Annotated in this window: 13 protein-coding genes; 6 read left to right on the forward strand and 7 right to left on the reverse strand. The window is 66.2% G+C overall.

The genetic code is table 11. The features are described from left to right. Positions 1-43 precede the first annotated feature (43 nt). Together ABZ942_RS10810 and ABZ942_RS10815 are read right to left on the reverse strand one after the other, a co-directional pair. Complete coding sequence (locus tag ABZ942_RS10810) at positions 44-2,017, reverse strand: cytochrome c oxidase assembly protein (RefSeq protein WP_357380579.1); 1,974 nt, start codon at positions 2,015-2,017, stop codon at positions 44-46. Between the two features lie 111 nt (positions 2,018-2,128). Continuing rightward, positions 2,129-2,959 carry a mycofactocin-coupled SDR family oxidoreductase gene (locus ABZ942_RS10815; RefSeq protein WP_357380581.1) on the reverse strand — a complete coding sequence of 277 codons (831 nt, stop codon included), beginning with the start codon at positions 2,957-2,959 and terminating at the stop codon, positions 2,129-2,131. A 230-nt stretch (positions 2,960-3,189) separates the two neighbouring features. Between ABZ942_RS10815 and ABZ942_RS10820 the strand changes: the two genes are divergently transcribed. Continuing rightward, complete coding sequence (locus ABZ942_RS10820; protein ID WP_357380583.1) at positions 3,190-3,426, forward strand: hypothetical protein; 237 nt, start codon at positions 3,190-3,192, stop codon at positions 3,424-3,426. Positions 3,427-3,432: 6 nt separating this feature from the next. On the opposite strand, the gene ABZ942_RS10825 is transcribed toward ABZ942_RS10820, so the two are convergent. Then, the gene (locus ABZ942_RS10825) at positions 3,433-4,725 is read right to left on the reverse strand and encodes a cytochrome P450 (protein WP_357380585.1); all 1,293 of its coding nucleotides are present in this window, start codon (positions 4,723-4,725) and stop codon (positions 3,433-3,435) included. Between the two features lie 376 nt (positions 4,726-5,101). Here ABZ942_RS10825 and ctaD point away from each other — a divergent pair, with 376 nt between their 5' ends. Then, positions 5,102-6,805 carry a cytochrome c oxidase subunit I gene (gene ctaD / locus ABZ942_RS10830; protein WP_357380587.1) on the forward strand — a complete coding sequence of 568 codons (1,704 nt, stop codon included), beginning with the start codon at positions 5,102-5,104 and terminating at the stop codon, positions 6,803-6,805. Positions 6,806-6,866: 61 nt separating this feature from the next. Further along, positions 6,867-7,514, forward strand: a complete 648-nt coding sequence (locus ABZ942_RS10835; RefSeq protein ID WP_357380589.1) for a class I SAM-dependent methyltransferase — start codon at positions 6,867-6,869, stop codon at positions 7,512-7,514. A 61-nt stretch (positions 7,515-7,575) separates the two neighbouring features. Here the strand turns inward: ABZ942_RS10835 and ABZ942_RS10840 are convergent, their stop codons facing one another. Both ABZ942_RS10840 and ABZ942_RS10845 read right to left on the reverse strand, forming a co-directional pair. After that, a complete protein-coding gene (locus ABZ942_RS10840; protein WP_357380591.1) occupies positions 7,576-8,094 on the reverse strand; it encodes an AAA family ATPase in 519 nt (172 codons plus the stop codon). Positions 8,095-8,124: 30 nt separating this feature from the next. Next, positions 8,125-8,670: a PadR family transcriptional regulator gene (locus ABZ942_RS10845; protein WP_357380593.1), complete on the reverse strand. Its 546-nt coding sequence runs from the start codon at positions 8,668-8,670 to the stop codon at positions 8,125-8,127. 45 nt (positions 8,671-8,715) lie between these two features. Between ABZ942_RS10845 and ABZ942_RS10850 the strand changes: the two genes are divergently transcribed. Continuing rightward, the gene (locus tag ABZ942_RS10850) at positions 8,716-9,288 is read left to right on the forward strand and encodes a peptide deformylase (RefSeq protein WP_357380595.1); all 573 of its coding nucleotides are present in this window, start codon (positions 8,716-8,718) and stop codon (positions 9,286-9,288) included. A gap of 175 nt (positions 9,289-9,463) precedes the next feature. Next, on the forward strand, positions 9,464-9,865 hold the full coding sequence (locus ABZ942_RS10855; RefSeq protein ID WP_357380597.1) for a hypothetical protein: 402 nt from the start codon (positions 9,464-9,466) through the stop codon (positions 9,863-9,865). Here the strand turns inward: ABZ942_RS10855 and ABZ942_RS10860 are convergent, their stop codons facing one another. Further along, the gene (locus ABZ942_RS10860; protein ID WP_357380598.1) at positions 9,866-10,684 is read right to left on the reverse strand and encodes an amidohydrolase family protein; all 819 of its coding nucleotides are present in this window, start codon (positions 10,682-10,684) and stop codon (positions 9,866-9,868) included. A 385-nt stretch (positions 10,685-11,069) separates the two neighbouring features. Between ABZ942_RS10860 and ABZ942_RS10865 the strand changes: the two genes are divergently transcribed. Beyond that, complete coding sequence (locus ABZ942_RS10865; RefSeq protein ID WP_357380600.1) at positions 11,070-12,590, forward strand: HAMP domain-containing sensor histidine kinase; 1,521 nt, start codon at positions 11,070-11,072, stop codon at positions 12,588-12,590. Between the two features lie 5 nt (positions 12,591-12,595). Here ABZ942_RS10865 and ABZ942_RS10870 read toward each other — a convergent pair whose 3' ends face one another. After that, complete coding sequence (locus ABZ942_RS10870) at positions 12,596-13,381, reverse strand: PIG-L family deacetylase (RefSeq protein WP_357380602.1); 786 nt, start codon at positions 13,379-13,381, stop codon at positions 12,596-12,598. Positions 13,382-13,488 lie beyond the last annotated feature (107 nt).

Raw genomic sequence — 13,488 nt, forward strand, 5'->3', positions numbered from 1 at the left:
CACACAGACCGACGGGCGCCTTCGGTCGACCGGGTCGGTGGGGTCAGCGGCGGGATTGCGCCAGTTGTTCCAGCATGGCGTTGTAGGCGGCGAGGTCGGAGTCGGCGTAGGCGTCGTCCTTGCGGTCGGTGCGTATCGCGGTGCGGCGGTCTTGGGCCACCCACTGAGTGAGTAGTGCGCCGACTACGAGCAGGATCGGGATTTCGCCGGAGACCCAGGCGATGCCGCCGCCGACGCGTTGATCGGCGAGTAGGTCGATGTTCCACGGGAGCTGCAGGTTGGTGTAGAAGCGGGAACCGATGACGGTGTTCATCGACATCACCGCGACACCGAAGAAGGCGTGAAAAGGCATGACCGCGAACAAGACTCCGAGCCTGCCGAGGTGTGGCAGGCGGCGCGGGCCCGGGTCGACGCCGATGATGCCCCAGTAGTACAGGTAGCCGACGATCAGGAAGTGCACGTTCATCAGCACGTGCCCCCAGTGGTATCGGATCAGGCTCTCGAACAGCGGCGTGAAATACAGTCCGTAGAGCGAGATCACGAACAACGACAGCGCCGTCGCGGGGTGCGCGATCACCGCGGTCGGTCGCGAATGCAACAGGGCGAGCACCCATTCGCGCACACCGTGCACCTGGCCGCGCTTGGCCGCGGGCACGGCGCGCAGCAGCAGGGTGACCGGCGCGCCGAGGACCAGCAGCACCGGCACGAACATGTTCAAGGCCATGTGCGTGATCATGTGCATGCTGAACATCGCGAAGCCGTAGGTGCCGATGCCCGAGGAGGTCGCGATCAGCAGCGCCACGCACCCGCCGATCCACGAGGCGGTCCGCCACCGGGACCACTCGTCGCCGCGCCGCCACAAGCGCAGCACGCCGAGCGTGTACAGCACGATCGCGGCCAGCGCGGCGGTGCCGAGCACGATGTCGAAGCGCCACACCGTGATCAGGCGCAGCAGGTTCGGTCGATCGAACAGGTCGAAGCCGAGGAACACCTCCTGCGCGGTGAACGATCGATCGGCGAAGGCCGGCGCAGGCTGGACCGCCATGGCCACCGTCGCGGCGATCGCCACTGCGGAAAGCGCTCCGCTGCAGGCGATCAGGAACGCGGTCCGGGCGCCGGGATCATGGTGCTTCGACACCGCGCGCATCGTCGGTCCGAGGTCGACGCCGACGGCGACCACCACCAGCGCCAGTCGCCCGTACCCGGTGGTCAACACAGCAGACCACGGCAGCAGGATCACCCAGAGCACCAGACCACTCAGGGTTGCCGCCGCCAGACACAGCAGCACGATCACCGCGCCGCGGCGGACCGCGGTGCGCGCGTGTGATCCGTTGCGGCGCAGGTGGTCCGCGACGCACCACAGCAGGCCGGGCAGCACCGACACCGCGAGCTGGAAGATGATCATCGCGCCGGTTCCGTAGTCGTGATTCGGCCCCTCCCCCGCATTGCCGACCATCGCGGGCGGCAGCACGCCGATGGCGGCCACCATCAGCAACACCGCTGCCCCGTTCCAGGACAACAGCATTCGGGCGCCCAGCGTCACCACACCGGCCAGCACGGCGACCACGATCCACGCCTTGGGCTTCTCGCTGGCATCGATCAGCGCGCCGAGCGCACCGATCCGGAAGAGGCCGGAGACCGTCAGCCCACCGACATTCGCCGCGGTGACCGGGATCAGCGCCAGCGCCGACAGCAGCCACATCAGACCGGCTCGCTCGGCGAGCCGCAGACCGGAATAGCCGTCGACGTCGAGGCGGCCGCGGCCGGTGACGGCGGTACAGCACACCGCGTAGACCAGGGCGCCGAGCGCGGTCGCGCCGGCCAGCGCGGCGACCACGCGCAGCAGCACGTAGCCGAGCACATCTGCGAAACCGGGATAGGCGGTGCCGGCGGCTCGGTAGGGCGCGTCACCCGCCTCCACCACCGAGCCGATGACGAGGGCGAGCAGAACGGCCGCCGCGACCAGCCAGACGAGGTGGACTGTCGAGCGTTTCACCTGCACGTTGCCGTCCACCATCCTCGAGAACGAAAGTTCGCCCGGAACCGGGCCTCGTTGATCGGTCGGATCCGGCGCCGGGAAAGTTCCGGCGCCGCGACGACTGCGACGCAGGTCACATTTTGTCGGCGCTCAGACGGTGTTGGCGCTGAGCCCGCCGGAGATCGTCAAGGCCTCGCCGTTGAAGTGCCGCCCTTGCTCGGACACCAGCATCAACACCGCGTCCGCGACCTCGGCCGGTGCGATCAGATCGGAGTTCGGCGGACCGGCGGCGAACATCGCCATCACGTCCTCCTTGGTGGGATTCTCCTTGTCCGGCACCATCATTCGATACATCGCCGGATTCTGGATCATGTCGGTGTCCACGCCCCCGGGCAGCACCGCGTTGACGGTGATGCCGTAGTCCACCACCTCCAGCGACAACGACTTGACCAGCCCGAGCACACCCCACTTCGCCGCCGCATAGTGGCCGGCGTTGCGCACGCCCATCCGAGCCACGATGGAGGCGGTGGCCACGATGCGGCCCCACCGGCGTTCGATCATGTGCGGCACCACCGCGCGGAAGGTGTGGAAGACGCCGTTGAGGTTGATGTCGATCATGTCGTGCCACAACTCGTCGGCCATCTCGGCGATCGAGGAGTTGGAGGCGATGCCCGCGTTGGCGAGCAGGATGTCGATGTGACCGAAGTCATCGATCGCGCGCTGGGCGACCGCGTTCATCTCCGTCTGGCTGCGCACGTCGGCTTTGAGCGCCACGCAGCGGCGTCCGGTTTCCTCGACCAGCTTGGCCGTTTCGGCCAGATCCGACTCCGAACTCATCGGATACGGCACGCTCGCCACCTGTTCGGCGATGTCGCACACCACGATGTCCGCGCCCGCCACCGCCAGCGCCACCGCGTGCGCACGCCCCTGACCTCGGGCGCCACCGGTGATCAGCGCTACCTTGCCGTCCAGCTGCCCCACGTCGGCCCCTCACCAGATCGGTACTTGTTCCGCCGAACTCATCGTTTCACGCTGGCATGTCGTGTAGCTGGCGTTTACGTTCGTATTGTCCAGAACTACACACGAAACGTTCCAGGTCGGCGCAGCGACGAAGTGTATGCGGTGTGCGTCGCAGCATCAGGCAGTACTCGCCGGCGGCACATCGCGCAGGCGCGCGGCCCAGCGCGCCCACAATGGTCCCAGGGGGCCAGATGACCGATTGTGAGTACTTCGCCGTGGATCTCGACCAGCTCGCCCGACCTTTCGACAGCACACCGACGACCGACTACGACGCGACCGTGGCCCGCTCGATCGACAGCCCGCGGCTGCGCCGACTCGTGCATACCGCGGTCGGTCTCTCGCACGACTCCATCGATCTGCTGTCCACCATGAGCGACCGCCTGCGCGCCGTCGAGGGCATGCTCATCCAGGACCCGCTCGAGTTCTGAGCGGGCTCAGGCGGTGCGACTGGCCGCCGGCAGCCCCGGCGCGGCCGGTATCCGTTGATAGCCACGGAGATTGACGAGATCGCGCCGCTCGGGGGCGCCGGTGAGCCGCAGCTCGGGGAAGCGATCGTAGAGCGCGGACAGGGCGACGGCGCCCTCCATCCTGGCCAGGCTGGCGCCGAGACAGGCGTGCACGCCACTGCTGAACGACAGGTGCTCGCGTGCGTTGGCCCTGGTGACATCGAACGCGCCGGGGTCGGCGAAGACGGCGGGGTCACGGTTGGCGGCACCGAGCAGCAGCGTGACCGAGTCACCGCGGGCAATCTTCCGATCAGCTATTTCCATGTCGCACAACGCAGTTCGTGAAGTCATCTGGACCGGACTGTCGAATCGCAGGATCTCCTCGATCGCGTCGGGCCACCGGTCCGGCTCGGCCCGCAGCAGGGCGAGTTGGTCCGGATGGTCGTGCAACACCACCATGCCGTTGCCCAGCAGATTCACCGTGGTTTCGAAACCGGCCCCGGCCAGCAGCGTGACGGTTGCCTTGAGTTCGGGCATGGTCAGACTGCCATTGACGGCCAGTTGGCTGAGGATGTCGTCGCCGGGATCGACTCGCAGCCGGGCGATGTGTTCCTCGATGAATTCCTCGCTCGCCCGTAGGGCGGCGATGGCATCGCGGAACGCGCGCCACGAGATGCCGATGTCGAGCAGTGGCGCGCCCGCGTGCCCGAGCTCGAGCATGTAGTCCTGCTCTTCTCTTGGCACACCGAGGATTCCGCAGATGATCGCCACCGGAAGCAGTGTGGCGAAGTCCGCGATCAGGTCGGCGTCGCGGCGCGACGCCAGCCCGGCGAGCAGTTCATCGGTCACCTCGACGATGCGATCATGCAGGCGACCGACCGCACGTGGGGTGAATTCCTGCGCGACGAGTTTGCGATATCTCGTGTGCTGCGGCGGGTCGACCATCAGCATCGACGGCGGTTCGACCGGGTTGGCCAGCTTCAGGTCGGTCGCCCGCACCAGCCTGCGCATCGACCGGGGCAGCTTCAGCGCCTCCGGCGCGCTGGCACCGAAATTCTTGTCGCGCAGGATCGTTCGACATACCTCGTGGTCGGCGGTGACCCAGGTGAGCCCGGTGCGGACCAGGCGGCCTTGCTCGCGAATGCGGTTGCCGAACAGGTAGGGGTTCTCGGCCAGGGAGTTCGTCAGGATCTCCGAGAGCGGATCACCGTCGCGGGCGCGCTTATTGAAGTACATGCGCGGCATGCCGTGCAGTGTTGCCCAACGAACCCAGGTTTTCATTTCGGCCCCCGCCTGTCGTTTGTTGGCCCTCACGGTACGCACCCGAATACCGCGGCGCATCAACCCCCGGTCGCAGATAGCCCTGATATCCAGGGCGTATCACTCCGAGCGGACCACACAGCGGTTCCCGACCCGCAGAAGACCAGTTGGAGAAGCTTATTCGCGCCGCCGCGGCAAACCTTCGGCAAAGCTGATCTAGGGGTGGCGTGAGACAGCGGTCACATGGTTTGGTTGATACAGGCCGGTCGCGCCGGCCTCGAGTTGCCCGGCGGTTCGGAAGGTGGCGACGGCTGTGAGTGTGACGCAGACCGAACAACTTCAGGCGGTTCGACCATATCCGCGACGGCGGGGGCCGAAGGGTTCCTACCTCTGGAAAATGATCACGACCACCGATCCGAAGGTGCTCGGGATCATGTATCTGGTCACGGCGATGAGCTTCTTCTTCATCGGCGGGCTGATGGCCCTGCTGATGCGCGGTGAGCTGGCCCGGCCGGGGATGCAGTTCCTGTCGACGGAACAGTTCAATCAACTGTTCACCATGCACGGCACGATCATGCTGCTGTTCTACGCGACACCGATCGTGTTCGGCTTCGCAAATGCCGTGCTGCCCTTGCAGATCGGGGCGCCGGACGTCGCGTTCCCTCGGCTCAACGCGTTCAGCTACTGGCTGTACCTGTTCGGCGCCATCATCGCCACCGCGGGCTTCATCACCCCGGGTGGTGCGGCGGACTTCGGCTGGACCGCCTACACCCCGCTGAGCAATTTCGAGCATGCGCCGGGTGCGGGCGGTGATCTGTGGATCATGGGGCTGATCGTGGCCGGCGTCGGCACCATTCTCGGCGCCGTCAATATGATCACCACGATCATCTGCCTGCGCGCCCCCGGCATGATCATGTTCCGGATGCCGATCTTCACCTGGAACATCCTGGTCACCAGCATCCTTGTGTTGCTTGCCTTTCCGATCCTCACCGCGGCACTGTTCGCGCTGGCGATCGACCGGCATCTCGGCGCGCACATCTACGACACGGCCAACGGCGGTGTGCTGCTCTGGCAGCATCTGTTCTGGTTCTTCGGGCATCCCGAGGTGTACATCGTGGCGTTGCCGTTCTTCGGCATCGTGACCGAGATCTTCCCGGTGTTCTCGCGTAAGCCGCTGTTCGGTTACAGCGCGCTGGTGTATGCGACGATCTCGATCGGCGCACTGTCGGTGGCGGTGTGGGCGCATCACATGTATGCGACGGGATCCGTTCTGCTGCCGTTCTTTTCGCTGATGACGTTCCTGATCGCGGTGCCGACGGGGGTGAAGTTCTTCAACTGGATCTTCACCATGTGGCGCGGGCAGTTGACGTTCGAGACGCCGATGCTGTTCTCCCTTGGCTTCCTGACAACGTTCCTGTTCGGTGGGCTGTCCGGTGTGATCCTGGCCAGTCCGCCGCTGGACTTCCACGTCACCGACTCGTATTTCGTGGTGGCGCACTTCCATTACGTGCTGTTCGGGACCATCGTGTTCGCGACGTTCGCGGGTATCTACTTCTGGTTCCCGAAGATGACCGGCCGGATGATGGACGAGCGGCTGGGTAAGTGGCACTTCTGGACCACGTTCGTGGGATTCCACACGACCTTCCTGGTGCAGCATTGGGTCGGCGCCGAGGGGATGCCGCGGCGCTATGCCGACTATCTGCCGAGCGATGGCTTCACCACGTTGAACACCATCTCCACGATCGGCGCTTTCATCCTGGGCGCCTCGATGTTGCCGTTCATCTGGAATGTCTTCAAGAGCTTCCGGTACGGCGAGGTCGTCACGGTGGACGACCCGTGGGGCTACGGCAACTCCCTGGAGTGGGCGACCACCTGCCCGCCGCCGCGGCACAACTTCTACGAGCTGCCGCGGATTCGATCCGAGCGTCCGGCGTTCGAGCTGCACTATCCGCACATGGTCGAGCGGATGCGGACCGAGGCGCACGCGGGCTGGGGCTCCGGGCATCGGTCGGCCATGCTCGTGGAGGACCGCGCACTAACGCAGGAGAAAGCCGGGCCCTCACTGGAGAAATCCGCAGAGACCGAACCCACCGACGAATAGTTGTTGCCAAAGCAGCAAAGAACTTTGCCGTTATGGCTCCGCGACAGGGATCGTGGTGTCCATGACCGAGACACACACCCACAACACTGACGGCAACACGGTTGAGTTCTGGGAGAACTTCTACCAGGAGCGGGAACAAGTCTGGTCCGGCTCACCCAACTTCCTGCTGGTCCGCGAAATCTCGTCGGCCGCAGCCGGTTCCGCACTCGATCTGGGCTGCGCCGAGGGTGCCGACGCGATCTGGCTGGCCGAGCGCGGCTGGCAAGTCACCGCCGTCGACGTCTCGGAAACCGCACTGACCCGGGCCCGCGCCCGCGCCGCCGAACAGGGCATCACCGACATCGACTGGCAGCGCCACGATCTCGCGAACACCTTCCCCGCCGGCCGATTCGACCTCGTCACCGCCCAGTATCTGCACTCCCCCGTCGCCCAAGCCGATGAGCGCGAAAAGATCCTCCGCCGCGCGGCCGAAGCCGTCTCCCCCGGCGGTCAACTCCTGATCGTCGGCCACGCCGAATGGCCGTCCTGGGTAGAAAACCCACCCCACGACGTCCACTTCCCCACCACCACCGAGGTCATCGCCGGACTGCACCTCGACCCCAACGAATGGACAGTCGAAGTGAACGGCCTGGCCGAACGCGAGCTCACCGGCCCCGAGGGCCAGCCCGGCGTCCGCAAGGACAACGTCCTCCGCATCCGCCGCCACTGACCGCGAATCAATCCGCCCCACAACACAACTCAACATCGAGGCGCGCGACCCGGCCGCGCGATCACACCAGACGCTCGATTCGCGCGGCCAGATCAGCAGGATCAACCGGCCGGGTCGTATCAACCCGAACGATGGGCGCAAGCCCAAGCGGCACCGCCTGCCCGGTCCACTTGTCCCAGTCCTCGGCAAGACGCTGCTCATCGCAGTACACCGCCGCCCGCCGCCGACTCGCATAGCGGGCCCTCGCTACCTCGGCGGGAACGTCACACCAAACCTCCACAACGCGGTCGGCCCTTGCCTTCTCGATTCCAGCCCTGGCGAACCCCAGATCCCGCGGCCTGAACCACCAAGAGTCGACAACAACCGTCCCCGAAGTCGCCCCGGCCAACGCCCACACCGCATCCATCGCAATGCCACCCAACGCGGGAATCACGGCATCATCATCGACACAATCCGCCAACGCCTCCTTGACCACATCCTTCGACAAGAACGTCGCACCCAACGCCACCGCCAACGGCCGCCCTAACGTCGACTTCCCCGCCCCCGGCAACCCATTGACCAGCACCAAGAATTCAGCCACCCACCCATCATGGTGGACCTCAGGTTCCAGTCAGCGTGTGGATTCGAGCTTGTCGATGTTGGCGAGAACCTTTTCGTGCCAGTCGATCTCGGATTGGATGCGTATTCGGGCGTGGTCGACGATCAGGTCGTCGACCAGGTTCTGGTCCGGCCAGCGGCGGTCGAGCTGGTGTTCGATGCGGGAGCTTCGGGCATGGAGGGCGGCGATGCGGTCCTCGAGGTAGCCGCGGAGTAGTTCTCGATCGAGGTCCGCGCTGACCGCCAAGGCGAGATCGACTACGTCCGGACGGATTTCGACGTCCGTGAAGGCCTCCTCCCGCAGCACGCGGAGTTCGCGGCGGCCCTCGTCGGTGATCTCGTAGACGGTGCGGGCAGGCAGTCCGCCTTGCTGCTCGGTTCGCAGCGGGCGGATCAGGTTCTCGTCCTCCATGCGATGCAGGGCGCCGTACAGCGAGCCGGGTTTGACGCGAGACCACAGTTCGGCGCGATCCAAGCGCGCGTCCCGGCGCAGCTGATGACCATGCATCGGGCCCCTTTTGGCCAGGGCGGCAAGCACGAACAACCGAGTCTCGTTCACGCCCATAGTCTGTCACGACTACTCGTATTTGAGTACTCTGTTTGCATGGCTGTTCGACCAATACTGATCGCGGGCGACCCTCGATTGACCATTCCCGCAACGCCTGTCGCCACCTTCGACGACGAACTAGCGGCCTTCGTCGACGATCTCTACGAAACCAATACCGCCGCCAACGGGGCGGGCTTGGCCGCGAATCAAATCGGCGATGACCGGGCGGTATTCATCTACGACCTGGTGGACAACGGGGTTCGGCACCGCGGCTGCGTCGTCAATCCGATCCTCGATACCTCCGAGATTCCGCAAACCATGCCCGACCCCGAGGACGATCTCGAGGGCTGCCTATCGGTGCCGGGCGAGTGGTATCCCACCGGGCGTGCGCACTGGTCGAGGGTCACCGGAGTGGACGTGACCGGCCGGCCGGTCGCCATCGAGGCCACCGGATACCTGGCGCGCTGTCTCCAGCACGAGACGGACCACCTCGCGGGGCGCCTCTATCTCGAGCGCCTGATCGGGCGGAATCAGCGGGCGGCCCGCCGAATGATCAAGGCCCACAGCTGGAATCGCCCCGGCAGGACGTGGCTGCCGGAAATAGGCCGACGCCCTGTCGACGGGGACTGATCAGTGCAGGACGCTGTAGGTAGCGGCTAGGACGAAGCCGTGTGAGCGGGTTTGCGGATCGCTTGGAGTTTCGCCGTGCGGGCTGCTTATCTACGGTGTAGACGGACACATGTCGGTGAGCTTGATGCGCGTTGACCTGGCGGCGCGTCCCGCCACTGCTCGAGGAGGCTGCTCGATGACACGGATTCGACTCGCGGCGCTGCTGGTATTGGTGGCCTTCGGCACGGTGGCAGCGGGTTCGTCGGCCGTTGCCTTCCCCGTAATCGTTGTCGCGGAACAGGTTCGGCCGGAGGGACGGTTCTCCGTCGAGGTGCACGCGACGGTTTTGCCGACCGGCGTCACCTACAACGTCGAAGGCGCCGGGTGGGCGCATGATGCGACCGTGCACATCTATGTGGCGGGCTGGTCCCGGCTACCGACCACGCGGAGTTGGGGGCAGGCCGACACCGACGCGCACGGAAACTTTCACTTCAGCCGGTTCGAGCCGTATATAGCCGGTGAGGAGGGCCAACTCGAGTTGTCCGTGGTGGATCCGGATACCGGTCACCGCAGCAAGACCCCGATCCAGCATCCCTGATCACCCGGCGTCGAGGCGGAAGACGCGGCGGGCGTTGCCGGACAGGAACAACTCGCGAACTTCGTTGTCCAGCTCCAGATCATCGAGTCCGGCGAGGGCATGGTCCGGCATTATCATCGGGAAGTTGGTGCCGAACAGGACCTTTTCGCGGCCGTGCTTCTTCAGATACGCCACCAGCTCGGGTGGGTAGCGGCGCACGGTGTAGGCCGAGGTGTCGATGTAGACGTTCGGGTATTTGGTTGCGACCGCGATCATTTCGGTGGTCCACGGGTAGCCGATGTGGCCGCCGACGATGGTCAGTTCGGGAAAGTCCAGGGCGACGTCGTCGAGGTAGGGAATCGGCCGCCCGGTCTCCGAGCTGCGCAGCGGACCGGTGTGACCGACCTGGGTGCAGAAGGGAATGCCCAGCTCGACGCATTCGGCGTAGAGCGGATAGTAGCGGCGATCATTCGGCGCCAGCCCCCACAACCATGGCACGATGCGCAGCGCCTTCATCCCCAATTCCGTTACCGCACGGCGTAACTCGTGGACTGCGGCGACCGGCTTACGCAGATCCACCGAGGCGACACCGACCAGCCTGCCGTCGGATTCCGCGACGAACGCGGCGACCTCGTCATTGGAGATCAACACCCCTTCGGGCCCGTACCAGGCACTGATCAACGCGAGGTCGACGCCGCCCGCTTCCATCGCGGCCAGCGTGGCGGCCACCGGCGGCTGCTCGGTCGGCAGCGGCGCACCCCACCGCCGCAGCGAATCGAACATATCGTGCTGGATCATTCGCATCGTCGGATGCTGCGCCCACGCATCGATGATCGCCATCGCCACTCCCCACCACTATCGGATCGGCCAACGCCGTTCACGGTATCCAGGCCCCGTGCGCTACCCGGCCGGATTCAGCAAAATCACGCGCGCGATCGAACTCGCCGAAGATGGGCCGAAATTCGTGGGGTGATCCGCCTACCGAATGGGTACTAGGTCTTTACGCCGTATCACCGCTGATCGGCACGGAACCAACCGGCCCGGGTGTCCGTAGCGCAACGGCGCGGTGCGGGCGCCCCTGGTCGGTTCCTCACAGCAGATACCCAGCTCGCTCGCAGCTCGGACAGCGGTAGCGACGTAATCATGTGGTCATGATCGGCACACCTCTCGCGCGAATCGGGATCGGCGTTGGTCACCTGCCGCGAGCAGCACAGCCGAGCCCGGCATGAACGCGCGCGCACAGCTGTCGCGGCGCGTGGCGTCGGTGCCGCTGCGGATCGGGCTGGTGATCGCGTTGCTCCTGCTGACGGCGGTGGCGCTGATCGCCTCGGGCGCGGCGGTGACGTCGGCGTTGAGCCAGTCGTTGACCCAACGCACCGACGAGCAGCTCTACGACGCGTCCCGCAGCTGGGCGCAGCCCCGGCCGATGAAGCAGGTACGGACGAATGACGGCTCCGTACAATGGGTTCCGGCCGACTCCCCTGGCCCGTCGCCACAGCCCCGATCGGTGGCCGAGCAGCCCCGCCGGTTCTTCGAGCTGCACAAGAGCGCGAGCGGTCAGGTGTTCTTCGAGGTGCCCGGCGGCGGAAATGCCTCGGGCGTACCGGATCTCAGCGGACAGGTCGGCGACAGTCCGACGACGGTCGGCTCCGCCGACGACTCGTCGGTGCACTGGCGCGTGCTGACCGCGTCGAACCAATTCGGCTCGACCACCATCGGATTGCCGCTGAGCGACAATCAAGAGACGGTGTCCCGCTTGATCTTCTTCGAGCTCGCCACCGGCACCATCGCCTTGGTCGCGCTGGGTGTGGTGGGCTACCTGGTGATCCAGCGCAGCCTGCGACCGCTGCGCGAAGTCGAGGACACCGCGGCGGCCATCGCGGGCGGCGACCTGCACCGCCGGGTCCCGGTGCGCGGCGTGGACACCGAGGTCGATCATCTGGCCCGCTCGTTGAACGAGATGCTCGCCCAGATCCAATACGGTGTCGCGGCAACCGAAGCCTCGGAGGAGGCGGCCCGCCGTTCCGAGGCCAAGATGCGCCAGTTCGTCGCCGACGCCAGCCACGAGCTGCGGACGCCGCTGACCACTATCCGCGGTTTCGCCGAGCTGTTCCGGCAGGGCGCGACTACCGACGCCACGATGGTGGTCGGGCGCATCGAGTCCGAGGCCGAGCGGATGGGGTTGCTCGTCGAGGATCTGCTGCTGCTGGCGCGATTGGACGAAAAGCGGCCGCTGGAGCGCAAACCGGTGGATCTGCTCGCGTTGGCGGGTGACGCCGTGCACAACGCCCAAGCGATAGCCGCCCGCCAGAAGCCAACGCCCAGTTCGCTCGAGCGGCGCATCGGTGTCGTGGTGGACGCCGGCGAGGGCACGATGGACGTGATCGGCGACGGGCCGCGACTGCGCCAAGTACTCGCCAATCTGCTCGGCAATGCCCTCGCGCACACTCCGCCCGAGGCCGCCGTCATGGTGCGGCTCACCCCCTTTCGCGACGAGGTCCGCATCGACGTGATCGACTCCGGACCCGGATTGTCGCCCGATGCCGCAGCCCGCGTCTTCGAGCGGTTCTACCGCACGGACACCTCCCGGACCAGGGCGAGCGGTGGCAGCGGGCTCGGTCTCTCGATCGTGCACGCGCTGGTCGCGGCACACGGCGGCCGGGTTACGGTGCACAGCGAACCCGGTGAAGGGGCCGTCTTCACGGTCACGCTGCCACGCTGTCAGGCTGTCGACGTGATCGCCTGACCGAGTCAGGCGGGCTCGAAGATGTCGTCGAGCGGCTGGTCTACCGGCTCGGCCCCCTCCTCGATGAACCACTCCCAGTGCATCACCCGGCCCAGGATCGGAGTCGGCAGCCGCAGTATGACTTTGGCGATCGCGGCGAAGGAGCCCGATCCCTCGATGATCGAACGATGCGCGGCGACAGCGGCTTTGCGCTGGGCCGCGTAGCTGCTCACATCGATGCGGTGGGTGATCTCGGAACCCGCGCTGTAGAGCGAGCCCAAGACGGAAGGGCCGACCCGGACCCGCAGCGATCGGAGGAAACGCACTACGTGAGCCACGTTTTCGCGAGGCATCGTCGCATCCAGCACCCGCGGCACACCGGCCAACTCGGCGGCGCGGGTACCGACCTCGTGTACCCGCACGTGGTCGCGGTGCCCGTAGCCGCCGTTGCGGTCATAGCTCAGCAGGATCTGGGCGTTCTCCTCGCGGAGGATCGCGGCGAGTCGCTCGGCGGCCTCGTTCACGTCGGCGCGCAGGAAGCGGATGCGATCCGGCGGGTCCGCGAACAGCACGGCACCGTGACCGCTGTCGGCGTAGCCGAGGTGCACCACCCTGGCGACGCCGAGCGCGGCCGCACTCGCCGCTAATTCCTTTAACCGCAAGGCTTTTTGCCCGTCAAGCGCGGCCATGTGCCCGTCGGTGGCCACGACGATCACCGTCCGGTGCCCGGCCGCCGCAGCGGCGGCCAAGGTGCCTCCGGTCAGGAGAGTTTCGTCATCCGGGTGCGCATGGAAAGCGACGACGGTTGCCATCGGATCAGTCTGGCACCCGGCTGCGGCGGTGTCGTCAGCCGCCGAGGACGAGTAGCGACAGTGCTTTCTGCAGGGTGTCCAATACGCGACCGATGGTGATCACAATG

Source organism: Nocardia sp. NPDC046473, assembly GCF_040645995.1.
Classification (GTDB): Bacteria; Actinomycetota; Actinomycetes; order Mycobacteriales; family Mycobacteriaceae; genus Nocardia.